The sequence below is a fragment of the Paenibacillus sp. G2S3 genome, from assembly GCF_030123105.1.
In the GTDB taxonomy this organism is placed as follows: domain Bacteria; phylum Bacillota; class Bacilli; order Paenibacillales; family Paenibacillaceae; genus Paenibacillus_AQ.
The window spans coordinates 4,827,441-4,850,261 of the sequence record NZ_CP126095.1 but is presented as its reverse complement, the minus strand read 5'-3'; the positions used below and the strand labels follow the sequence as shown (position 1 = coordinate 4,850,261).

The following is a 22,821-nucleotide window of genomic DNA, read 5'->3' as shown; positions in this document are numbered from 1 at the left end:
GGGCCGTTCCTTCAGTGAATTACTGCTGAAGGAACGGCTTTTTTTTGTTATGAGGGATGTCGGATGCCTTTAAAAGGGGTAATTTTGTATTTTCTCTTTTAAAAACATGATATATTTACAGCTGTTAATTAACGAGTCGAAAATACGTTGTGATAGATATTATATCATTATTTTAAATTTGTATTATTATTTCCTAAGTGTATGTATGGTTAGATCACGTAATATAGCGATTAATCGTAATAATTACTAAAACTAAGTTATATTACATTACATGTTGTGTAGTTGATTCCGCTTTCATTAGAGATTTTTATCCCTATAGTAGATGAATCTTAACCTTACGAGAATGGAGTCTGTTTTCTATAATAAGAAATGTAAAGCACAACATTATATGGGGGGTCACAAGAAATGAAAAAAGGTATGACTTTGCTATTGTCCCTGATTTTTGTATCATCAGCTTTACTGGCAGGTTGCGGAAGCAACAATAATGCGTCTTCTAACAAAGGAGATGGAAACGCTACCGCGACGAATTCAGCGGATGCTACAAATGCTCCAGCAACAGAAGAACCGGTAAGTAGCGAGCCGTTCGAAATGACGATTCGTCACACTCAAATCGGTGCAGACAAACAGAAACGTCTGGCTATTCTGCAAGAAGTAGTGAAAAAGGTAGAAGGCGATGTACCGGGTCTGACCTTTAAGCTTGATGGAGTAGATTCTGATGTAAACCGTAAAGAAAAATTGCGTGGTGAAATGGCTGCAGGTAATCCACCGGAGATCTTCGATCTGTTCGGTAGCCCTGACTCTAAGATCTATGCTAAAGAAGGTAAATTACTTGACCTGACTCCAATTCTTGAGGAGCTTGGAATTAAGGATAAATTCTCGAATCTTGATCCTTTTACTTATGAAGGAAAAATTTACGGATTGCCGATCGGTGGATCTGGTGAAGGATTCTTCTACAACAAAGAATACTACGGTAGCAAGGGTTGGAAAGCTCCGACAACATTTGCTGAATTGGAACAACAATTGGCAGACATCAAGGCTGACGGAAAAGTACCTTTGGCTGGTGCATCTAAGGCTGGTTGGGTACCACTTATGCTAGCTAACCACTTGTGGTCACGTTATGCAGGTCCAGATGTAACTGCTAAATTTGCAACAGGCGAAGCTAAATGGACTGATCCAAACGTTGTAAAAGGCTTTGCGAAGTACAAAGAATGGGTTGACAAAGGATACTTCAAAAAAGGCGAACTTGGTTTTGAGTATGCTGAATATACAACACAATTCACTAGTGGTGAAGCAATCCTGTTATATGATGGTACTTGGAAATCCTCCGTATTTAAAACTGGACAATCTGGCGAAGGTTTGATCGGTAAAGTTGGATTCTTCAATATTCCTCCAGTTGATGGTGGCGTGGGCGACCAAACTGCATTGATGCGTGACGTGAACAATGGCTATGGCTTCTCTGCTTCTGCTGAGAAAGATCCACGTCAACTGGCTGCTGTGAAGTCATTTATCAAAAACTTGTTTAATGAAGAAATGCAATTACGTGGACTTGTTGAAGATGGCGTATTGCCAGCAATGAAAATTGACCAAAACGTTCTGAATGAAAATATTACTGATGATCTGATGAGCGAAATCGTAGGCGTACTTAACAACTCACAATCTTCGTTCCCAGCCTTTGACTCTCTTGTTCAAGCTGATGTAACAACAGAAATCAGTAACATTCAAATTCAAAAGCTGATTGGTGGTCAGACGACTCCAGAGAAGATGGGCGAAGCATTACAGAAGGTACAAGAAGAAGCAAACGCAGCAGTTGAATAAGTAGCTGCAAACTGAATGTACCCTGGTGCTAGAACCAGGGTACATTTTTAAACTCAAGGAATTTATGTGTTTGCACAAATCTAAAGCATTCAATGTTCGCCAGATGTCAAAGCAACCGGAGGTAGTCATGAATAAAGCACTAAGAAATCCATTGGTATTTTTCCTTTTTATTCTTCCCGCACTGATCCTGTTCACGATGTTCTTCATCTATCCCATCTTCAGTTCAATCTATTACAGCTTTACTAGCTGGAATGGTGTATCTGATACAGTCAAGTCTGCCGGAATCAGTAATTTTGAGAAGGCATTAGGAGATGAACGATTCTGGATATCCGTCAAAAATAACGGTTGGTTCATTCTTTTCTCCTGTTTTGTACAGGTGCCGTTAATTATATTCTTCTCGCTATTAATATCAAATGTAAAGAAGCTAAAAGGCTTATACAAGACAGCAGTCTTCATGCCTTCCATTATGTCTACAGCAGTTATCGGGATTCTATGGGGCTTCATTTATGAGCCCAACATTGGACTTTTAAATAAGGTTCTTGGCTTAGTTGGTATTGATCCACTTTACTGGCTGTCAGATGAAAGATTCGCAATGTTGTCCATCCTGATCACGAATGCTTGGCAATGGACCGGATTTTATATTGTAATGGTACTTGCAGCTATTCTGTCGATACCAGGTGAATTGGACGAAGCTGCTGCCATTGATGGCGCAACTGGATTCCAACGTGCTACTCGCATCACGCTTCCCCTAATCGTTCCAATCATCTCTGTAGTAATCATGTTATCCATTGCAGGGGCAATGAAAGCAGCGGATATCGTCATTGTAATGACTAAGGGTGGACCTGCTGGTTCAACCGATGTAATGGCAACCTACATGATTAAATATGCAATTACTAACTTTAAATACGGGTACGGTAATGCCATCGCAGTCCTGATCTTTGTATTTACACTGGTGGTTACAGCCCTTTATCAGCTGCTGATAGCCCGACGCACAGAAAGGATTGAATACTGATGCCACGCGCCCTCAAAAAGAGTCTGCCACATGTCGCACTTTTGTCTTATCTACTAGTTATTCTATTTCCTTTCCTGTTCGTGTTATTCTCATCTGTGAAAAAGGATAACAATGCAATAGCGCTTAATCCTTTTGGGATTCCAAAGGAGTTTGTCTTCAATAACTACGTTGAAGCTTGGGTGAACGCCAAGATCAGCACCTACTTTTTTAACAGTTTGTACATCTCCATATTAGCTTCTGTAGTGTCTATCATTCTAGCGTCTATGTTTGCTTTTGCAGTTACACGGATGCGCCAAGGCAAATGGAATACGATTTTATTCTCGTTAGTTATGGTGGGAATGCTCATTCCAAATAACGCATTGATGCTTCCTATTTATACGATTGTACGTAAGATGGGGATTCTGAACACGCACTGGGCGTTGATTATCCCTTATATCGCGAATGCAATTCCATTTACGATTATAATATTGGCTGCATTTATGCGGTCGTTGCCTAGAGAAATTGAAGAGGCGGCGGTTATGGATGGGTTGAAGGCACCGGGTATCTTTGCTAAAATTATTGTACCTCTAACCGTACCTGCCATGGTTACTGTATTCATTGTTAATTTCCTGGGCAATTGGAACGAATTCTTGCTGGCAAACTACTTCCTATCGAATGACGAACTGCGTACACTTCCAGTTGGTATGGTTCAATTCCGTGATCAATACCAGATGAACTACGCACAAATGTCGGCGGGTATCGTCTTCAGCGTACTTCCAGTAATTGTTATTTATGCGATTTTACAGGAGAAAATTATTGAAGGCGTAACAGCGGGTGGCGTAAAAGGATAACTTTTTTCTCAGTCAGGAGCACTAGCCGATGAATTTGCGCTATAAATTATTTACGGCATTTTTGGGCCTGATAATCATTCCCTTATTTATTCTAGGCATGCTTATGTTTTTCGTGACTTATAACTCTATTGAGAAGAAGTACAGCCAACAGTCGGAATACTCACTCAAAGCAATTAGTTACAGTATTTCAAATGTGTTAAAAGATATGGATAACGTTACAGACAACGGAATTGCTACCTCGGTGTTTCATATGGCCCTTAGCGCAGAAGATCCTTCTAATCAAGATTTGACTGATGCTGAGCAACTCAATTTGAATGCAAGCCAGCGCAATTTCCGTAGTCTGTTGTTTAACCATCCATCGATTAGCTATGCTTTTTTGTACAATTTTAATGGTAGAGGTAACTCTGAAATCGTGTCGCTTTTTAATAAGGAAAATTTCCGAACGCTACCCTATGATACTTTCAAAAAAAGTGATTTGTACCAGGAAGTAATGGATTTGAATGGCGTGCCGAAATGGCTGGCTCCTCATGAGTATCCCGAGCTTACAGGAACTGAACCTGTGTTTACACAAATTCGACTCGTGAAGGAACTGAGCTTCTTTCAGAACATAGGTATCCTCGTTGTGCAGATCAAAAATTGGGAGCTCGAATCGATATTTCGCAATTTAAAAATTGGGGATAGCAATCAGGACGTTTCGTTTATGCTTGTAAATGATGACGGAATGATTCTATTCGACCCAGATCAAAAACTGGATGGACAGGATATTGATTCATTCGCGAATAAAGAGATTACCTTTAAAAAAGGGTTTCAGAGTTTTAAAACGGAGTACAACGGGGAGAAGAGTATTCTCTCTATGTATCATTTGAAAGATTATCCTTGGAGTTTAGTGTCTGTAACTTCCTGGAACACTTTGTCTCGTGAAGTTACAGTATTTGCACGCTGGTTTGTTGGGGTTATCTTCCTTTGCTTTTTGGCAGCGGTGATCTTCAATCTATTCTTCATGAATCGAATTACTGGCGCAATTGCCGTTATTGTTCGTTTTATGCGACGTGTTGAGGATGGAGATTTGACTACGCGGGTAGAAGTGAAGGGGAATGACGAGTTAACGCTTCTTGGTAAGGGCTTTAATGATCTTATGGATAAAATTAATCGATTGTTTAATAGAATCCATGTGGAGCAGCGTCGCAAGAATCAAGCCGAGATGCGTGTTTTACAGGCGCAGATCAAACCGCATTTTTTATTTAATACGTTAGAGTCGATTAATGTTCTGGCTATACAGAATGAAGGCAAGAAAGTTAGTGAGATGGTCTACAGACTGGCCAGTATTTTACGTATCAGCATTCAGGATCGGGAAGAAATTACACTGGATGAAGAGGTTAAACATCTGCGTAATTATTTAGATATTCAAAAATTTAGATTTGAGGATTTATTTGAATACGATATTGATATCCCACAAGAATTGATGAGTTGCGGCATTCTAAAGCTTACTTTGCAACCGCTTGTAGAGAATAGCATTCAGCATGGATTTGAGGGAATTGATTACAAAGGTCAAGTTTCTGTGAAGGTTTGGGAGAAGCAAGGGGACTTAATTTTACGGATTGAAGATAACGGTATTGGGATTACACCATCTCAGTTGTCCATTTTCCAATATATTGTGAATGATCCTGTGGAGCAAGAGGTTGAAGTTGAACGGGAAAACCGGATGAATCTTGAACGTCGAGGTCTTGGTATTCGCAGTGTAGCGGATCGCATCCGCATTGAATACGGTGACAGGTATGGAATATTTATTTGTTCCAGTCCAGGATATGGTACTATCATTCAATGTGTCATACCTAAATACGAGCAGGGGGAAGATCATTATGCTAAAAGTATTATTGGTAGATGACGAAGCCCCAATTCTGAACAATCTAAAAAGAGTGTTGCCATGGCAGGAGATGGGGATGGAGGTCGTCGGTATGGCGCGAAGCGGTATGGACGCCTTGCGTATTGCTGAAGAGGAGCAACCCGATCTTGTGTTAAGCGACATTCGTATGCCAGTGATGGACGGATTAACGTTTGTAGGAAAGCTGCGGGAATTAGGATTGGATAGTGAGGTACTGCTTCTTACCGGGTATCAGGAGTTTGATTATGCCCGGGAAGCGATCCGTCTTGGGGTAAAGGAATACATTTGTAAGCCGATACATTATGAGGAACTTGGCAATAAGGTGCGTGAGATCGGAGCTAATATCCGTAGTAAACAGTTTAAGAATAAACTGTATAATAGCATCCCTTTATTTCAGGAGATTCCTGAAGCGGACAATGGTAAAAAAACACCGGATCAGCTAATGAACTTGGCCGCTCAATACATCACTGAAAATCTTCATTCAGATATCGGGATTGAGGAAGTGGCGAATAAGATCGGGATTAGCGGCAGTTACTTCTGCCTCTTGTTTAAAAACCGCTTTGCTTTGACTTTCGTGGAATACGTAACGCAACAGCGAATTGAAGCTGCCAAGTTTATGCTTACAAACAGCGATAAGAGCATTACGGTGATTGGTTCCGGAGTCGGTTATCAGGAACGACGTTATTTCACGAAGGTATTTCAGAAGCAGACGGGGATGTCTCCTAAGGAGTATCGTGATCGAAACGCGGTGAGGTCGGCGTCACTGTGAGGAATGTTTGGACTTCCGGTCGCTGTTATCCTCGGATTTCTTGATTGGAAACCGCTGCTCGCGGTTGAAATCCGAGAATAGCATATGCTTCCGAGGTAGCTTTCCAAGGAAAGCTTTTAGGCGAACGCTCCGCTCCTACAGTTCCGAACTTCCTCTCCGTTCCTTCTCCCTAATCACACTTCGTTGTGGGAATGGGGTCGTCCCACTCCTGCGGATGTGGGGACTCCCTTGGGGATGCGTGGACTATCGACCAGCCTGAGGCTGTGAAAAAGGTACATAAGATTAATGATTTAAAACATAGAGATGATTATCCTTAGTTATTAAGGATAATTATGTCTTTTTTTTATATAAATATAATATGATCCCTATACTGCAACTTTAAGTATCTATTCTCAATGGAGACAGCTTGGATCGTCTTTGGAGTAGATCCAATTGAATGGTATTTATAGTCGCAATATTGACCGGGGATACTTGTGATGGTAAAGCTGTGGAATCTCATATTTTTCGGGTAGCGGCTGAAAGGTTGTTTTGCTTGTTTTAATACTGAGTTAATCTTTCTTTACTTTAAAATGAAACTTTTTGCGGCAGAATGCGTCTAATACTATGTTTTGTTATAACGAACGTGGCAAAAAGCAATTCTTCCGCTCTGATGAGGGCGGTTGCGTTTTTGCGGGGAATATAAGAGGAGTATGAAAAAGACAGAGACCTACTTATATTTACAAATAGGAGCAGAGGAGTTATATCATGGATTTAAAGAAATTAACGTTAGTTGCTGTTTTGGCCATTTCTCAGGCCGCCTCGGCAGTGCCGGCTTTTGCCGAAGCTGTCAATAATACCTCCGGTAATACCAATGCAGTAGGAGCAGCTGCTACATCTGAGACGAATCTAATGCCAGAAGCAACTGACCCATTGCCACCAATGCCAACTGAGGTACCAGGGGGAGTAATATCACCTACACCAACTCCAACTCCAATTCCTGGGGCAACAACTGAACCGACGACTGAGCCTGCCACAACAACCGAGCCTACATCAACAACCGTACCAACGGCTACACCAATTCCTACTGCAACACCTGGAACCACTACACAGCCTATACCAACGGATGGTGTTCGTGCTGCAGCTAGTAATCAGCTTGTACTTATGATGAACAGCAACAAAATGTACCAAAACGGCGTTGAATATTTGGCTAATCAGCCAATGGCCGTGAAGAATGGGGTCTCATACGTATCGATCCGAGCTATGGTAGAACGCGTAGGTGTGAAGTACATTTACGATTATAAAACGAAAGAAACCATTGTTACCAAAGGAACCGACGTAATGCGCTTTAAGACGGACAGTAAGATTTATTCCGTTAACGGTAAAAATGTGACGATGAAAGGTCCAGCTTACCAATTCAAAGGTACTTTCATGGTTCCATTGACGTCCATCACTGGAGCGTTAGGCATTCCTTACACTGTTGATAATGTGCAAAAACGAGTGATACTTACATTGAACACGAAGCCTAAAGCTTCTTTTACAGTGCCAACTGAAATTTATGCTGGTGATCCTGTGAATTTTGTGACTTCCAGCTCTTCACCGAATGGTACGGCCATTGTCGATGAACGTTGGGATGGAAATAAGCAGGATGTCTATGATACACCAGGGGTTTATGTAGTGTCCTATTCCGTTATGGATGCGAATGGACAGTGGAGCGATCCTTACTCCGTGACCATCAATGTACTTAAACCTAATACACCGCCAGTTGCTAATTTTACTACTGACAAGGACTCCTACAAGATGGGTGAAATGATCACTTATTCGGATCTGAGTAGCGACCCAGACGGTGATCCAATTGAAGTGACTTGGACGAACAAAGCAGAAGCGTTCTTCACGCCAGGTCCAGCAACAGTAGCCATTCAAGTCAAAGATTCACATGGCGCAACCAGCACTTTTGAGAAGACCATTAATATTTCAGATGAAATCTTGTACAGTAAAGAAGATTTCTATAGATTATTCGGTGTTCCAGGTAGCGTATTTAACATCGACGGATCGATGGTTCCAACTTGGCAGAAGGTAGCTTATAATCTTTCTTCTGAGCCTTATAACCTTATCCGAAGTAACAGTCCAGAAACAGTGAATACGGAAGGGATCACGTATAAAGAAACATCATTCGGCGGAACTCGCTTCTTGGTCCACCACAAGAATAATATGAATATTAAAACGAAGGTGTATGTGATTGCTAAGAATAACAATCTGTACCCTACGACAATTACAACAGAGTATGTAGGCTTTGGCGGTCCAAACTCTTACCCTGAAGGAACTGGTAAAATGTCTGTGGAACGTTACTGGAAGTCTATGATTACTAGGGAGCATTATAAGACAACGGTCCTACAACCAGGAGAAAGTGTCTCGATTCTTACGGATCTAAACAAAATTGCCATGAAGCCAGGCGAAATTGTATCACTACAAGCGGATTTATTTAGCGATTATCCTATTGAATATAATGTTATGATGATCGATGCGAATAAAGATCCTCTAACTACACTTCCAACACTTCCAATATTGGATCGTGATGGGGTGCATAACCGAGGAACTTATGCTGATTCTACACGTATCATCACGGTTACCGACGAAGTAGGAACAACTCCTGCAAGACTTCTTCTCGGTGACAATTCGAGTGATTTGAATTTGATCGGCGTAGACCCAATGAATGGTACTGAAGCATCCAATGCAGGTAATTTCGGCGTGTTATACAAAATCAAATTTGATCGTGTTGCACCTAATTCATTGATTACGTTTAATCCACGTGGTGGTAATTACATGGGACCTGTTATGGTTAACGGTCAAATCGTACAAATGCCGACTTCGGGAAGTCTCTCTAGTGCTGACATGAACAGTGTGATTTATCGTACTGGCGATTATGGCGGCTCCGTGGAGATTTTGTTTACAGCAGCTTCTGGTAGTAACTTGCCGGTGAATTTCCTGGTTACACCACTGCCAGCGAAGAAATAACAAAATAGGTCCATCCTTTAAGTTATTTGGGATTCACATGAAATAAAAGTCCGGCTGAATATTCCGCAAAGGAATACTCAGCTGGACTTTTTGTATTTAAATGTATGATTTAACTCTGATGAACACTCAAACGCTTGGTTGTTTCATTGACGGGGCATTTATTTTGGGGCATTATTAAGAGAGTGAATTATAAATGAACTGAATGTTATGGGAGATGAGCGTATGCTGTCGACAGAACAAATATTAGAGGTCATGTCGGGGCAAGGTCTGCGAATCACCGACCAACGCAAAACGCTTGCCAAGTTATTCGGCGAGAATAAGGGTTATTTGTCAGCGAAGGATGTCTATGAGCATATGGGCCGCAAGTATAGCGGACTTAGCTTTGATACCGTGTACCGCAATCTGCGTGTAATGGAAGAGCTTGGTGTACTTGAACAAATCGTCTTTGAAGACGGAGTGAAGTTCAAGGGAAGCTGTAATCATCAGGATCACCATCATCATATGATCTGCCTTCAATGCGAGAAAACCTACCCGATTAATTTCTGCCCGATGAATTTAACGGATACACCTGATCAATTCCGGGTAGTCAAGCATAAATTTGAGGTGTTCGGTTATTGCAAAGAATGTGAAGAGAACCGGGAAGAAGAACTAGTCGCAGCAGCTAATCAGAAAAAAGGGGTCTAAGGATGGCTACCCTTCGTAGAACGATTCAGGCTCCCATTCGGGTATACCGCAAGTACATTTCCCCGATTAAGCCTGCCACTTGTCGCTTCTATCCAACCTGCTCTGCCTATGCACTAGAAGCTATTGAAGTCCATGGTCCAATGAAAGGCTCATGGCTTGCTGCCAAGCGGATTGCTAGATGCCATCCCTTCCATCCAGGGGGACTTGATCCGGTTCCGCCTCTTGAGGAACACCCCACGAAGAAGGATTCTGCTCGCGCGACTTGACACGAGCCCTTGCCATTGGGTATATTCACAGATAATAGTATGAATTCCGAGGAACGGATGAGTAAATCGGTACGTCCATTACAGAGAGCCGGAACGAGCTGAAAGCCGGCATGGAGCGTTAGATTGAATATGGTCCGGGAGGAACTGTGTTCGAGCGGGAACTGCAATTGAGGTTCACGTAAGATAACGGCGTGTTCCAGCGTTAATGGACAGTTCCCGAGAGGGAACTGGCGAAGCCTGTTCTCTGTGAAGAGACAGGAAATTTGGGTGGTATCGCGTGAGTTATACTCTCGCCCCATTATAGGGGCGGGAGTTTTTTGTCTTTTTATGAAAGAAAGGATGATTAATCAATGAGCGAGAAGAAAACTTTTTACTTAACTACACCTATCTACTATCCGAGTGATAAGCTGCATATCGGACATGCCTATTCTACCGTAGCTGGAGATGCAATGGCCCGCTACAAACGTCTACGCGGCTATGATGTAAGGTATCTTACAGGTACAGACGAGCATGGTCAAAAGATTGAACGGAAGGCAGAGGAAGCTGGCAAAACCCCTCAGCAGTTCGTAGATGACATCGTTGTTGGCATTAAGGAATTATGGCGCAAGCTAGACATCTCCAATGATGACTTTATCCGCACAACGGAAGAGCGTCATAAAAAGGTAGTTCAGGATATTTTTGATCGACTGCTCAAGCAAGGTGACATCTATAAAGGTGAATACGAAGGTTGGTACAGTATTCCGGATGAAACCTTCTATACAGAAACACAATTGGTTGATATCGTTCGAGATGACAATGGCGTAATCATTGGCGCAAAAAGCCCTGATAGCGGTCATCCGGTTGAACTGGTGAAGGAAGCGAGTTATTTCTTCCGGATGAGTAAATATGCAGATCGATTGCTGCAATTTTATGAGGAGAATCCTGAGTTTATTTTGCCGGAATCCCGTAAGAACGAAATGATCAACAACTTTATCAAGCCTGGTCTGGAGGATCTTGCGGTTTCCCGTACGACTTTCGATTGGGGTGTTAAGGTTAAAGGCGATGAAAAGCATGTAGTGTACGTATGGATCGATGCTTTGACAAATTACATTACGGCTTTGGGTTACGGCTCCGAGGATCGCAGTCTGTACGATAATTTCTGGCCTGCAGATGTACATATTGTCGGCAAAGAAATCGTCCGTTTCCATACGATTTACTGGCCAATCATTCTAATGGCGCTAGGTGAGCCTCTTCCGAAAAAGGTATTTGCGCATGGCTGGCTGCTCATGAAGGATGGCAAAATGTCAAAATCCAAAGGGAACGTAGTAGATCCAGTTACACTGATTGATCGTTACGGCCTGGATGCACTTCGTTATTACCTGCTACGGGAAGTACCGTTTGGTTCGGATGGTACATTCACACCGGAAAGCTTTGTAGATCGAGTTAACTATGATCTTGCTAATGACCTTGGTAACCTGTTAAACCGGACAGGTGCGATGGTGGAGAAGTATTTCGATGGAGAGCTTCCAGCGTATGAAGGAAATGTAACAGCATTTGATGGTGAGCTTCAAGCTGCGGCAGAGAACACTTATGCCAAAGTAGAAGAAGCGATGGAAAAAATGGAGTTCTCCGTAGCGCTAACAGCGATCGGGACCTTTATCAGCCGCACCAATAAATATATTGATGAGACACAGCCTTGGATGCTTGCTAAGGATGAGAGTAGAACAGCTGAGCTCGCTTCCGTGATGAGACATCTTGTGGAAGGTCTTCGCACCGCTTCCATTCTACTGCAGCCGTTCTTGACGCAAACCCCAGCGAAGATTTGGGAACAGCTTGGCATCGAAGTTGGTGAATTAACGTCTTGGGACAGCGGCAAGACCTTTGGTCTGATTCCAACAGGAACAAAGCTGGTGAAAGGCAATCCAATCTTCCCACGCCTGGATGTGGAGCAAGAGGTAGCTTATATCGCCGAAGCCATGGGCGCTGGTAAACCAGCTGCTGAAGCGACCGAAGCAGCACCTGCGGCTCCTGTGGTATCCGAGCCTGAGGAAGAGCATAAAGAAGAGATCGGCATCGACGATTTCGCCAAGGCTGAGCTTCGAGTAGCTCAGGTCATTGCAGCAGAGCCTGTAAAGAAAGCCGACAAGCTGCTGAAGCTGCAGCTGGATCTAGGCTATGAGCAGCGTCAAGTCGTTTCTGGTATTGCGAAGTTTTACACACCGGAAGAGCTGGTAGGACAAAAAGTGATTTGTATTGTGAACCTGAAGCCAGTGAAACTGCGCGGAGAATTGTCCCAAGGGATGATTTTAGCGGCTTCTAAAGGTGATCAGTTAACCATCGCCACAGTTCCAGATAGCATGCCAAATGGAGCTATTGTGAAGTAAGATTTGTTATGTAGAATCTATATATAATTGTTATATAAGAAAGGGAATGCTCCTTCAGCCGGATAGGCTGTGGGAACATTCCTTTTTTTCAAAGGAAAAGCAGGGATAAGGTTCATAGTCATCTAATCAGGATTTATTGTTGACTTATCGTAATGATTACTATTATACTTCTAATAGTAAAGATTACGATTTGAGAGGGAGATCAATTTAATGGTTGCTATGAAGTCACGAATAAGTCTGCTCGTACTTGCACTGGTGCTTGTATTTACACTTACTGCATGTGGACCCAAGAGCAGTGGAAGTATAGTTGAAGGGAAAGTAAATGTTGTAACTACTTTTTATCCTATTTACGAGTTTACGAAGGAAATTGGTGGAGATGATATAAATGCCATTAATCTGCTTCCGGTTGGCGTAGAGCCGCATGATTGGACACCACGCAGTCAGGATATTGTCAACACCTCTAAAGCGCAACTATTTCTGTACAATGGAGCAGGGCTTGAGGGCTGGGTTCCTAATTTTCTAAAAGGACTTGATAGTAGCAGCAAGGTGGAAGCCGTTGAAGTAAGTAAAGGGATTGATTTAATAATGACCGATGAAGAGGACGGACATGATCATGGTGGAAGCGGCGAAGAAGATCATCATGAGGAAGATACTGAACATAATAGCAATTCTTCAGGGGATAGCCTACATAAAGACCCCCATACCTGGGTAAGCCCGAAATCAGCGATCATCATGGCCCGCAATATTAAAGACAGCCTACAGTCCGTGGATCCAGAGCATAAAGATGGTTATGAAGAGCGTTACAATAAGCTTGCTGAACGTTTACAGGCTTTGGATAGTAAATTTGAACAGGAGCTTACCAAGCTGCCTAACCACAAAATTGTAGTTTCTCATCAAGCTTTTGCCTACCTTGCCCGTGACTATAAGCTTGAGCAGCATGCGATTATGGGATTATCCCCAGATGCTGAGCCGCGTGGACAGGATATAGTAAATCTGGCGAAGATGGTTAAAGAGGAGAACATTCGGTATATTTTCTTTGAAGAGCTTGTCTCCGATAAACTGGCTAAGATGTTAGCAGCTGAAGCTGGTGTGTCAACTATGGTTCTTAATCCGGTAGAGGGTCTTACTGCGGAGCAAGAAAAGAACGGGGATAACTATTTCACCTTGATGGAGAAAAATTTGCAAAATCTGATTATGGCTTTACAATAAAAAGGAAAGTATAAGGAAAAGGCGGTGCTAAAGCATGCAATCGGTATCCTTGGACTGCCATCAGCATATCATCGATATACAGGATCTTTCTTTTTCATATGGTGAACAGAAGGTGATCTCGAATCTTAACTATAGTGTCAGAGAACGAGACTTCCTTGGTATCATTGGTTCTAATGGCGCAGGTAAAACAACACTGATGAAGATGATCGTTGGTTTGCTTCCGGCAAGCAGTGGTGAAATCAAATTATTCGGAACGCCTGTCCGCAAGTTTAAAGACTGGGAACGGATAGGTTATGTTCCACAAAAGAACGCCTTCAACCCGCTGTTTCCAGCAACGGTGCGTGAAGTAGTGCTATCTGGTTTGTACAACAACAAGAATCTTATTCGAAGAGTATCTAAGGCTCAGCATCGCCAGTGTGAAGATGCGCTGGAAGTGATGCGGATACAAGATATTGCAGAGAAAAGAGTAGGCCAGCTATCAGGCGGTCAGCAGCAGCGTGTATTTCTGGCACGTGCGCTGATCAACCATCCGGATCTGCTGATTTTGGATGAGCCTACAGTCGGTATTGATGCTGAATCACAAGCAGGATTCTTTGATTTAATTACACATATGCATGCCCATCATCATATGACCTTCCTGATGGTGTCGCATGATATCGACATGATTAAAAATTACTTAGGTAATGAACCTGTGCAAACGAACGGTAAGATTAACTTCTTCTCTCGACATTCTCATGATTTGCAGAATTGTACGGAGGAGAACCTGCAGCACACGCTCTCTTAGGTCATAGTCAAACTCTGAGTAGCTAGAGGGTAGCTCTGCTATCAGAGCTCTACATAGCATGGGAGCAGAGATGATCTCATTCTTAATCCTTTCCGTATCTAGATACAGCGACGCTGTAAGCGTGCCCCGAAAGGGGCGAAAGCGATCTTTCCCAGATTGATTTAAGTTCAGTAACCCCACCTCCTACGCCAGTTGCACTTAACGGGTGTCCTGAGGGGCAGAGCCCTTGGGGCCCTCCCTTGGAAGGGAGGGTTTGGGAGGGATCGAAAAAAGATTTTAATAAAAGCTTTTAAAAATGTTTCAATTGTTCTACGGAGGAGAGTTAAAGTTGGAAATTCTATTTAGCGATTTTTTTCAGCGGGCGCTTGCGGGCGGTCTTCTGATTGGCATTACAGCGCCGCTTATAGGCGTTTTTCTTGTGCTCAGACGTTTATCTATGATTGGGGATACGCTGGCTCACGTTACGATAGCGGGTGTGGCACTTGGTTTTTTAACCGGATTCTACCCGCTGGGAGCAGGTCTTATTTTTGCAGTGGTGGCTTCCTTCGCGATAGAGAAGCTGCGCAAGGCTTATAAGAGTTATGCAGAACTCTCGATTGCCATAATTATGTCGGGCGGAGTGGCTTTAGCCTCACTCTTTTTCACCTTAGGAAAAGGCTATAATGCAGATGTTATGAGTTACTTGTTCGGTAGCATTTATACGCTAGACAATACTGATTTAGTCGTAGTAGGGATCGTAACAATAGCAGTTGTAGTAGTCGTTACGATGTTCTTTAAGGAGTTCTTCTTACTTAGCTTTGAGGAAGATGCTGCGAGTGTCAGTGGACTGCCAGTGAAGCTGCTTAACATGCTAATTACCATTCTGACGGCGCTTGTAATCAGTACTGCGATCAAAATTGTTGGATCATTGCTAGTATCTGCTCTACTGACTATTCCGGTGGCCATTAGCTTATTGCTGTCTCGAAGCTTTAAATCCTCGGTCATTCTCTCCGTCATCATTTCGGAAATTGCTGTTGTAGGCGGACTAGTAGTTGCAGGAGTTTGGAATCTGGCCCCTGGTGCTACCATTGTGCTTTTACTCATCTCTCTATTAGTATTGACTTTGATCGGTAAAAAGGGTTTACCAGCATAAACAGCGAATAAAATATAGGGTATGCATTTTTTTACATGAAAAAGCTACAAATATTTCCTTGAAGTGACTCGAATGCTGGAAGGAGAGCCGCTACCTTGTCTAATATCAATGTAGGAATAGCCTTAGCAGCAGGGGTAGCATCGTTTATATCACCTTGCTGTTTACCGCTTTATCCCTCTTATTTATCGTATATTACCGGATTATCCGTTCAGCAATTGAAGTCAGGCAGCAATACCAAAGAGGTCCGTATACGCACAATAACCCATACATTAGCATTTATTTTAGGTTTTTCAGCGGTTTTTTACACCTTGGGATTTGGCGCAGGACTTTTCGGACAATTTTTTAATGGACAGCGTGATCTGATTCGGCAATTATCGGCGATTCTAATTATTGTGATGGGATTATTTCTGCTTGGGATCTTTCAGCCGCAATTTCTACTTCGCGAACGAAAGCTTGATCTAAAATGGAAGCCGGCGGGTTATGTGGGATCGTTTATTTTTGGGATCGGTTTTTCAGCGGGCTGGTCTCCATGCATCGGTCCGATTCTGACCGCGATTATCGCACTTTCCGCAAGCGAGCCTGGCACTTGGTTCACATTGATTACGGCTTATAGCATCGGGTTTGCGCTACCCTTCTTTGTCTTAGCCTTCTTTCTTGGTGGGGCCAGACGTATCCTTAAGTATTCGAATGCGCTAATGAAGATTGGTGGTGTTCTCATGGTATTTATGGGCGTTTTGCTCTTTACGGATCAAATGTTTCGGATCACAGTCTGGCTGCAGGGAATCACACCTGATTGGCTCATTTTTTGAAAAATAAGCATAAACACCTAAGGTCCTTGTAAGGACGCCGAAGGTGTTTATGCTTGATAAGGTTAGGTGAAATAATCAATCCCTGCTTCTGGAAAATGTTCGAATATCCGCTCTGTGATAAACTCTCGCAGGGCGGTTTGTTGTTCATCGGGATAGACATATTTATTTTGTCCCCAGCGCCCCCATTTCTTTTTGCGCTTTTCCATGTCCATCTCAAGCTTGGATTTGGGGTAGCGCTTCTCTATTACCGTCTTAGCGGTTTTAGTGAATCGATGCTGAATCATTTCGAAGGTTAATCCTTTTCCAACTTCAGGGGGGAGGGCATGAGCTAATTTGGCCAGTAACTCAGCGTAGCCTTCTTGCCAGCCGTCATACCAAATAATTGGAGCGATGATAAAGCCAAGTGGATAACCTGCTCGTGCTATCTTGCCAGCGGCTTCAATACGCTCCTCAAATCGGGAGGTGGCAGGCTCGAAATTTTTGATTACATAATCTGCGTTCACGCTGAAGCGAACTCTGGTATGTCCGTTATGCTCCAAAGCAAGCAGTGGGTCAACATGTTGGTATTTGGTCACAAAGCGCAGACGGCCAAGGGGCTCTTTTGCCATAAATGTAATTAGTTCTGCCAGAGAGCCGGTAATATGCTCCAGTCCTAGAGGATCTGACGTGCAGGCAGCTTCAAATGTGGTGATTTCTGGACTGCGTTCCTCGATATATTTTTTGGCAGCATCTATAATGTCACCTGTGTTTACATATACGCGAATGTAGGGCTTTGCTCCTAAGGTGGTCTGTAAATAGCAATAATGGCAGTGACCCATACAGCCGGTGGCGATCGGAATGGCATAATCAGCCGATGGCTTGGATTGGTCAAATTTCAAAGTTTTACGCAGGCCGACAACAAGTGTTCTTTTGGCTATTTTATATTGCTCGACCTCCGTTTCACCGGGGAAATTCATAATACGATTATGTGATGTGGTCATACGATAAGGAATATTGTTAGCTTTTACCCATTCCATGATTTTTTCACCTTTAGGGTAATTTAAGGCATTCGGCTCGAAAAAAACAAGTTCAGGAAGAAAAAGTGCAGTAGGTTTTCTGGGTCTTTTTACAGTAGCGGGCTCTGGCGTCACTATAGTCATAAATTCACGCTCCTTTTGAATGACGAGTATGTTTATTATGTCTAACTCAGTCCCAATAGAAGCATGGCAAACATGTGCAACTCATCTGTAAGTTCCTTTGAAGGACTTGCCAAGGTGCGTTAGAAACATGTATCATTGTTAGAGCAAGGTTTGGCCCGGCGCCATGCTCATTATAGAAAAGAGGTAAAGTTTAATGCCAACACCCAGCATGGAGGATTATTTGGAGCGCATATACAAGCTCATAGATGAGAAGGGTTATGCGCGGGTCTCGGATATTGCCGAGGGACTGGAAGTACACCCCTCCTCTGTGACCAAGATGATCCAAAAACTGGATAAGGACGAATATCTCATCTATGAGAAATATCGTGGGCTTGTCCTAACCAACAAAGGGAAAAAAGTAGGAAAACGTCTAGTTGATCGTCATCAACTATTGGAGGAATTCCTCGGATTGATCGGAGTACAGCAGGAATACATTTATAATGATGTTGAAGGAATTGAGCATCACTTAAGTTGGGATTCGATTACGCGTATTGAAACGTTGGTAGAATATTTCCGCCGCGACGAAGAACGTGTACAGACTTTATATGCGATTCACAACGAACTGGCAAGCGAATCCTGAAATGTTTTTTCCCGAAACGGATACTGTCCTAAAAGTTATGCGCAGCAAGGCTTTCGTGAGCATAATTAGTGGATAGTATAGCCGTTTCTATTTTGTTTAGTGCAACCTTTCCCAGTTTTTAGCGTCAAAACGGATACAGTCCTTTTTAAAATATAAGAGAGTATGAGCATTATTCGATACTTCTTATATTTTTTGCAGAGACAGACACCGCCTTTTTTGAAGGAGGCATTCTCTCATCTGCATGAAGGATTTATCCGTTTTTTCTTTTTTTGGATACATATTTTTTAGATTTGGGGAGGAATTATGAATTATCGTAAATGGATGTTGAGCTTGTTAGTACTTATGTTGTTTCTGCCTTTATGGTCTCCTGGTGCACGCGCGGCAGCGGTGCAAATTACCATTGAACTGGATGGAGAGGCACTTGTTAGTGATGTGCCCCCGTATATCACAACTTCCAATGTAACGATGGTGCCAATTAGTGTGATCAGTAAAGGATTAAATGCCGGGGTAGTATGGAATCAAAATAGTAAGACTGTAACGATTACTCAAGGCGATACGGTCCTCAAGCTGACTAGCGGTCAGAAAAATGCATGGGTGAACGATGCTTCGGTAGCGCTGGATACATCCGTGCAGATTAAGCAGGGGCGGGTAATGGTACCGATTCGTTTTGTAAGTGAGCAATTGGGACTGCAGGTGTTATGGGATCAGGTTAATAAGCATATTTCCTTGTTCTCCAACACTGAACCGCCACAATCTGTCGATCCAGAAACACCAACGACGCCAACAGTACCAACCCTGCCAACGCTACCTACTATCCCTGGTGGATCGACTGGTAAGGAGATGAAGGGGGCCTGGATCTCTACTGTATTTAATCTGGACTGGCCTTCAACGTCTTCGGCGGGAAATGAAGCGAAACAAAAGCAGGAGTTTGATAATCTGTTAGACAAGCTAAAGGCTGTAGGCTTTAACGCTGTATTTGTTCAGGTTAGACCTTCAGCAGACAGTCTTTATCCATCGACATTAGTGCCTTGGTCTAAGGTATTGACGGGTACACAAGGGAAGAATCCGGGATATGATCCTTTAAGCTACATGGTCAGTGCTGCGCATTCCCGCGGCATGCAGTTTCATGCTTGGTTCAATCCATTCCGTGCAACAACGGATGCTTCCACTTCAGCTTTAGCGAGTAACCATGTGGCAAAAGCACATCCAGAATGGATTGTGAATGCCGATGGTAAGAAATACATTAATCCAGGTATTCCGGAGGCTCGTCAACATATCATCGACACGGTGATGGAAGTGGTTAAAGGTTACGATATTGATGGCGTCCATTTGGATGATTACTTTTATCCTTCAAATGTTACTTTTGCCGATGATGCTGCTTATAAGACCTACAATACGAACAATCTTTCTAAAGCTGATTGGCGCCGGGATAATATTAACGAATTTGTCCGTCAGCTGGGAGAACAGATTCATAAGGTGAAACCGAAGGCTTCTTATGGGATCAGTCCTTTTGGAGTATGGCGAAATATTAAAAATGATAGCACAGGTTCGGATACCACGGCAGGAGTATCTGCTTATGACAGCATGTATGCGGATGTTCGGACATGGATTAAGCAGGGCTGGATTGATTATGTCGCGCCGCAAATTTATTGGAGTTTGTCCTTTAGCACAGCTCGTTATGATAAGTTAGTAGATTGGTGGGTAAAAGAAGTCGAGAATACAAACGTTAAGCTCTACATCGGGCTAGCCGGATATAAGGTCGGAGCAAGTGACCAAAAGGCAGAATGGCAAAGTGGAGATCAAATTATTAATCAGCTCAAATATAATGAGAAGTATGAAGAGGTTGCAGGTAGTATTATGTTTAGAGCAAATGATGTCGTAGTCCGCAATCCGTTCGGCTTGTCGAGCTTGTTGACCTTTTATTTTAAGTCCTAATAGTTTAGCTGTTATTCATAAGGAGTCATGAATGTTCCCCCGTGCTCATAGATAAGCAATAGAATCTATGAGAAACGGGGGATTTGTCTGTATGGAGATTAACGCAGTATTTGAAGGAGGAGGCGTAAAGGGGATTTCACTTGCGGGAGCAGTCGAAGCTACAGAAAGGGCTGGCCGGACTTTTAAAAGGGTAGCAGGAAGCTCCTCGGGTTCGATTGTAGCCACTTTACTAGCAGCGGGCTATGAAGGGGAGGAAATGTGTCGGATAATCCAAGGAACATCCTTTTCATCGTTTCTGAAGCGAGGTCCGATTTACAATACGGCTATCGTTGGTCCTGCGCTGCGAGTGTTATTGAAGAAAGGATTATATTCTGGGGAAGCCTTGGAGTCCTGGATAAGAGCATTATTACTGAAAAAGGGTATCATCACCTTCCGTGATCTGCCTGCCGGTAAATTATCTATCATCGCATCCGATATCACAAATGGAAGGATATTGGTCTTGCCAGATGGCTTGGAGCAATATGGGCTCTCTCCGGAGCATTTTGAAGTGGCAAAGGCAGTGCGAATGAGCTGCAGCATTCCATATTTTTTTGATCCTGTGATGCTAAGGCTAAACGGGCAAGCGGCAAGAGGGAAGTCTTTTGCCGAGCAGTTTGTGTATGTAGTGGATGGTGGGCTCTTGAGTAATTTCCCTTTGTGGCTATTTGACGGCAAGAATAATGGGGGCAAACAACCAGGGAGCAGAATTCCTACGGTAGGTTATCAAACGGTAGGTAAGACCGATCCACTGCCTCATAAAATTAGAGGGCCATTCAGTATGCTTCAGGCTATGGTAACTACCATGCTCTCTGCTCATGATGAGAAGTTTATTGAAGGGGATAAATTTGTTCGTACGGTAAAAATTCCTACGCTAGGGATTGGGACGACTCAGTTTGAAATTACAAAAGCGCAAAGCGATGAATTGTATGCTGCTGGACTTAAAGCAGGAGAAGATTTCTTTAAGGAGTGGCGACCAAGATAACGAGCGGCAGCATCCATAGTAGAAAAAAGCATCCCGCACGTTATTTAAAACGTGGAGATGCTTTTTGGAGTTCTTGTGAAGTTAGTGATACTTCGGAAGCTGATCATCATTTTTCCCTTTACTTCCTTCGATCACTTGGAAAGGATAGCTTTTGCGTTTGCCTGGTGCAGCTTGAGTCTTGCGAATTCCTGCTACCTTTGACATGGTCTTCTGGGAAGGCTTCACTTTAACCTTAGATCCACTGCTGCTACGAGCGTATTTGCCTGGCCCCATTTTTTTGTAAGCATAATAAATGATTGCTAACAGGACTAAGGGGAGAATCAGCTTCGACAGCGTAAAGAAGGGCTCAGTCAAGACTCCAATCACAAAACCGAAAATCGCAAGCGTAACCGTAATCCAAAAAATTAAAGCATGCCTGATCATAGATCACTCATCCTTTCGCAGGATCCAATATGCCGCCTGACACACTTGCCTCCGAATATCCTCTTGCTTCAATCGCAGCATCAAGCTCACGCATACGGTTGAAAGAGGCAATAGATACTTCTACCTGGTCGTCTTTTGGCTCTTTGGTTGTAAGGAGTTGCAGCCACAATCCAGGGTAACCCAAATATTTAAGGCCTGGCACTTCTCTTACTGCATTGGTTCCCTTTAGAACTTCAAACGATACGCCAATTACGACTGGCAACAAGATAATTCGCTGGATTACACGTTCCCAAAGATTATCCCAAGGGACGACGGAGTAAATGATCACTCCGAGGATAATCGTCAGCATCATAAAGCTACTTCCGCAGCGGTAATGCAGACGGCTGTATTTCTGAACGTTCTGAACAGTCAGTTCTTCGCCTGCTTCAAAAGCGCTGATGACTTTATGTTCGGCACCGTGATACTGGAACAATCGCTTAATCACAGGTGTTTGAGAAATCGCCCATAAATAGACCAGCAAGAGAATCATTTTGATGCCGCCTTCTATGAGGTTGTGCAGTACGTAGTTATCAAATACATTCTTAAATAAAAAATCCTCTACAAATACCGGTACAAGTGTAAATATGAGCTTTCCGAACAAGAAGGAGAGAATACCCATTACAGCAACACCAAAAATCATTCCAAGGCTCCAGCCCTCATCCTTTTTCTTCGGCTTCGCTTTTTCCTTCTCCAGTTCTTCCGGTTCCAATTCATCTTCAGCGTAGGATTCGGCTGAATAGTTCAAGTGCTTAGAGCCTTTAGCGCTGGCATCTATAATACTGACAAGGCCGCGAAGCAGCGGAATCTTGCGCAGTTTCGTGACCCAGCTCTTATCGCTTTTGGGTACTTCTAAAAATGTGATTTCCTGATTCTTACGTCGAACGGCTGTTACATTGATATGCTTACCGCCGAACATGACACCTTCAATGACGGCTTGGCCGCCGTAACTGGGAGTTTCCTGGGACAACCAATTCACCTTCTCGTATTTAATATGATTTATATAATACATTGTAACTAATTTTTGAAGACATTACTAGTTGGATCGCCTTTTGCTGTACATACTATCTTCTAGAGAGCGAGAGATAAATCGGCATTGAAA

Annotated in this window: 19 protein-coding genes; 16 read left to right on the top strand and 3 right to left on the bottom strand. The window is 43.1% G+C overall.

The genetic code is table 11. From position 1 onward, the window contains the following. Positions 1-405 precede the first annotated feature (405 nt). The 13 genes from QNH28_RS21390 (at position 406) to QNH28_RS21330 (ending at position 16,546) form a co-directional block, all read left to right on the top strand. Positions 406-1,815, top strand: a complete 1,410-nt coding sequence (locus QNH28_RS21390) for an extracellular solute-binding protein (RefSeq protein ID WP_283908447.1) — start codon at positions 406-408, stop codon at positions 1,813-1,815. Positions 1,816-1,942: 127 nt separating this feature from the next. After that, a complete protein-coding gene (locus tag QNH28_RS21385) occupies positions 1,943-2,827 on the top strand; it encodes a carbohydrate ABC transporter permease (RefSeq protein ID WP_076120644.1) in 885 nt (294 codons plus the stop codon). Beyond that, a complete protein-coding gene (locus QNH28_RS21380; protein WP_283908446.1) occupies positions 2,827-3,657 on the top strand; it encodes a carbohydrate ABC transporter permease in 831 nt (276 codons plus the stop codon). The genes QNH28_RS21385 and QNH28_RS21380 overlap by 1 nt, the downstream gene beginning before the upstream one ends. 28 nt (positions 3,658-3,685) lie before the next feature. After that, complete coding sequence (locus QNH28_RS21375) at positions 3,686-5,542, top strand: cache domain-containing sensor histidine kinase (protein ID WP_283908445.1); 1,857 nt, start codon at positions 3,686-3,688, stop codon at positions 5,540-5,542. After that, the gene (locus QNH28_RS21370; RefSeq protein WP_283908444.1) at positions 5,517-6,308 is read left to right on the top strand and encodes a response regulator transcription factor; all 792 of its coding nucleotides are present in this window, start codon (positions 5,517-5,519) and stop codon (positions 6,306-6,308) included. The genes QNH28_RS21375 and QNH28_RS21370 overlap by 26 nt, the downstream gene beginning before the upstream one ends. 744 nt (positions 6,309-7,052) lie before the next feature. Next, a complete protein-coding gene (locus QNH28_RS21365) occupies positions 7,053-9,299 on the top strand; it encodes a stalk domain-containing protein (protein ID WP_283908443.1) in 2,247 nt (748 codons plus the stop codon). Positions 9,300-9,521: 222 nt separating this feature from the next. Beyond that, positions 9,522-9,983, top strand: a complete 462-nt coding sequence (locus QNH28_RS21360) for a Fur family transcriptional regulator (RefSeq protein ID WP_283912223.1) — start codon at positions 9,522-9,524, stop codon at positions 9,981-9,983. 2 nt (positions 9,984-9,985) lie between these two features. Further along, positions 9,986-10,249: a membrane protein insertion efficiency factor YidD gene (gene yidD / locus QNH28_RS21355; RefSeq protein ID WP_283908442.1), complete on the top strand. Its 264-nt coding sequence runs from the start codon at positions 9,986-9,988 to the stop codon at positions 10,247-10,249. A gap of 350 nt (positions 10,250-10,599) precedes the next feature. Further along, positions 10,600-12,612 carry a methionine--tRNA ligase gene (gene metG, locus QNH28_RS21350; protein ID WP_283908441.1) on the top strand — a complete coding sequence of 671 codons (2,013 nt, stop codon included), beginning with the start codon at positions 10,600-10,602 and terminating at the stop codon, positions 12,610-12,612. Positions 12,613-12,831: 219 nt separating this feature from the next. Then, complete coding sequence (locus tag QNH28_RS21345; protein ID WP_283908440.1) at positions 12,832-13,821, top strand: metal ABC transporter solute-binding protein, Zn/Mn family; 990 nt, start codon at positions 12,832-12,834, stop codon at positions 13,819-13,821. Positions 13,822-13,855: 34 nt separating this feature from the next. After that, positions 13,856-14,605 (top strand): metal ABC transporter ATP-binding protein, encoded by a 750-nt coding sequence (locus QNH28_RS21340; RefSeq protein WP_042129853.1) that lies wholly within the window; start codon positions 13,856-13,858, stop codon positions 14,603-14,605. Positions 14,606-14,933: 328 nt separating this feature from the next. Then, a complete protein-coding gene (locus tag QNH28_RS21335; RefSeq protein ID WP_060623240.1) occupies positions 14,934-15,737 on the top strand; it encodes a metal ABC transporter permease in 804 nt (267 codons plus the stop codon). 95 nt (positions 15,738-15,832) lie between these two features. Further along, complete coding sequence (locus QNH28_RS21330) at positions 15,833-16,546, top strand: cytochrome c biogenesis CcdA family protein (RefSeq protein WP_283908439.1); 714 nt, start codon at positions 15,833-15,835, stop codon at positions 16,544-16,546. A gap of 62 nt (positions 16,547-16,608) precedes the next feature. Here QNH28_RS21330 and splB read toward each other — a convergent pair whose 3' ends face one another. Continuing rightward, positions 16,609-17,685: a spore photoproduct lyase gene (gene splB / locus QNH28_RS21325; RefSeq protein ID WP_283908438.1), complete on the bottom strand. Its 1,077-nt coding sequence runs from the start codon at positions 17,683-17,685 to the stop codon at positions 16,609-16,611. A gap of 193 nt (positions 17,686-17,878) precedes the next feature. On the opposite strand from splB, the gene mntR reads away from it, so the two are divergent. The 3 genes from mntR to QNH28_RS21310 all read left to right on the top strand — a co-directional run bounded on the left by mntR (position 17,879) and on the right by QNH28_RS21310 (position 21,260). Next, a complete protein-coding gene (mntR, locus tag QNH28_RS21320; RefSeq protein WP_283908437.1) occupies positions 17,879-18,304 on the top strand; it encodes a transcriptional regulator MntR in 426 nt (141 codons plus the stop codon). A 303-nt stretch (positions 18,305-18,607) separates the two neighbouring features. Further along, positions 18,608-20,239 carry a family 10 glycosylhydrolase gene (locus tag QNH28_RS21315; RefSeq protein ID WP_283908436.1) on the top strand — a complete coding sequence of 544 codons (1,632 nt, stop codon included), beginning with the start codon at positions 18,608-18,610 and terminating at the stop codon, positions 20,237-20,239. A gap of 91 nt (positions 20,240-20,330) precedes the next feature. Next, positions 20,331-21,260: a patatin-like phospholipase family protein gene (locus QNH28_RS21310; protein ID WP_283908435.1), complete on the top strand. Its 930-nt coding sequence runs from the start codon at positions 20,331-20,333 to the stop codon at positions 21,258-21,260. An 81-nt stretch (positions 21,261-21,341) separates the two neighbouring features. On the opposite strand, the gene QNH28_RS21305 is transcribed toward QNH28_RS21310, so the two are convergent. Then, the gene (locus QNH28_RS21305; protein WP_042190481.1) at positions 21,342-21,683 is read right to left on the bottom strand and encodes a hypothetical protein; all 342 of its coding nucleotides are present in this window, start codon (positions 21,681-21,683) and stop codon (positions 21,342-21,344) included. A gap of 7 nt (positions 21,684-21,690) precedes the next feature. Beyond that, positions 21,691-22,638: a DUF1385 domain-containing protein gene (locus tag QNH28_RS21300; RefSeq protein WP_481858401.1), complete on the bottom strand. Its 948-nt coding sequence runs from the start codon at positions 22,636-22,638 to the stop codon at positions 21,691-21,693. Positions 22,639-22,821: the final 183 nt, after the last annotated feature.

Coding starts and splice junctions, on each gene's coding strand:
- QNH28_RS21390 (WP_283908447.1), top strand. CDS start 406: ATGAAAAAAGGTATGACTTTGCTATTGTCCCTGATTTTTGTATCATCA.
- QNH28_RS21385 (WP_076120644.1), top strand. CDS start 1,943: ATGAATAAAGCACTAAGAAATCCATTGGTATTTTTCCTTTTTATTCTT.
- QNH28_RS21380 (WP_283908446.1), top strand. CDS start 2,827: ATGCCACGCGCCCTCAAAAAGAGTCTGCCACATGTCGCACTTTTGTCT.
- QNH28_RS21375 (WP_283908445.1), top strand. CDS start 3,686: ATGAATTTGCGCTATAAATTATTTACGGCATTTTTGGGCCTGATAATC.
- QNH28_RS21370 (WP_283908444.1), top strand. CDS start 5,517: ATGCTAAAAGTATTATTGGTAGATGACGAAGCCCCAATTCTGAACAAT.
- QNH28_RS21365 (WP_283908443.1), top strand. CDS start 7,053: ATGGATTTAAAGAAATTAACGTTAGTTGCTGTTTTGGCCATTTCTCAG.
- QNH28_RS21360 (WP_283912223.1), top strand. CDS start 9,522: ATGCTGTCGACAGAACAAATATTAGAGGTCATGTCGGGGCAAGGTCTG.
- yidD (WP_283908442.1), top strand. CDS start 9,986: ATGGCTACCCTTCGTAGAACGATTCAGGCTCCCATTCGGGTATACCGC.
- metG (WP_283908441.1), top strand. CDS start 10,600: ATGAGCGAGAAGAAAACTTTTTACTTAACTACACCTATCTACTATCCG.
- QNH28_RS21345 (WP_283908440.1), top strand. CDS start 12,832: ATGAAGTCACGAATAAGTCTGCTCGTACTTGCACTGGTGCTTGTATTT.
- QNH28_RS21340 (WP_042129853.1), top strand. CDS start 13,856: ATGCAATCGGTATCCTTGGACTGCCATCAGCATATCATCGATATACAG.
- splB (WP_283908438.1), bottom strand. CDS start 17,685: ATGACTATAGTGACGCCAGAGCCCGCTACTGTAAAAAGACCCAGAAAA.
- mntR (WP_283908437.1), top strand. CDS start 17,879: ATGCCAACACCCAGCATGGAGGATTATTTGGAGCGCATATACAAGCTC.
- QNH28_RS21315 (WP_283908436.1), top strand. CDS start 18,608: ATGAATTATCGTAAATGGATGTTGAGCTTGTTAGTACTTATGTTGTTT.
- QNH28_RS21310 (WP_283908435.1), top strand. CDS start 20,331: ATGGAGATTAACGCAGTATTTGAAGGAGGAGGCGTAAAGGGGATTTCA.
- QNH28_RS21305 (WP_042190481.1), bottom strand. CDS start 21,683: ATGATCAGGCATGCTTTAATTTTTTGGATTACGGTTACGCTTGCGATT.
- QNH28_RS21300 (WP_481858401.1), bottom strand. CDS start 22,638: ATGTTCGGCGGTAAGCATATCAATGTAACAGCCGTTCGACGTAAGAAT.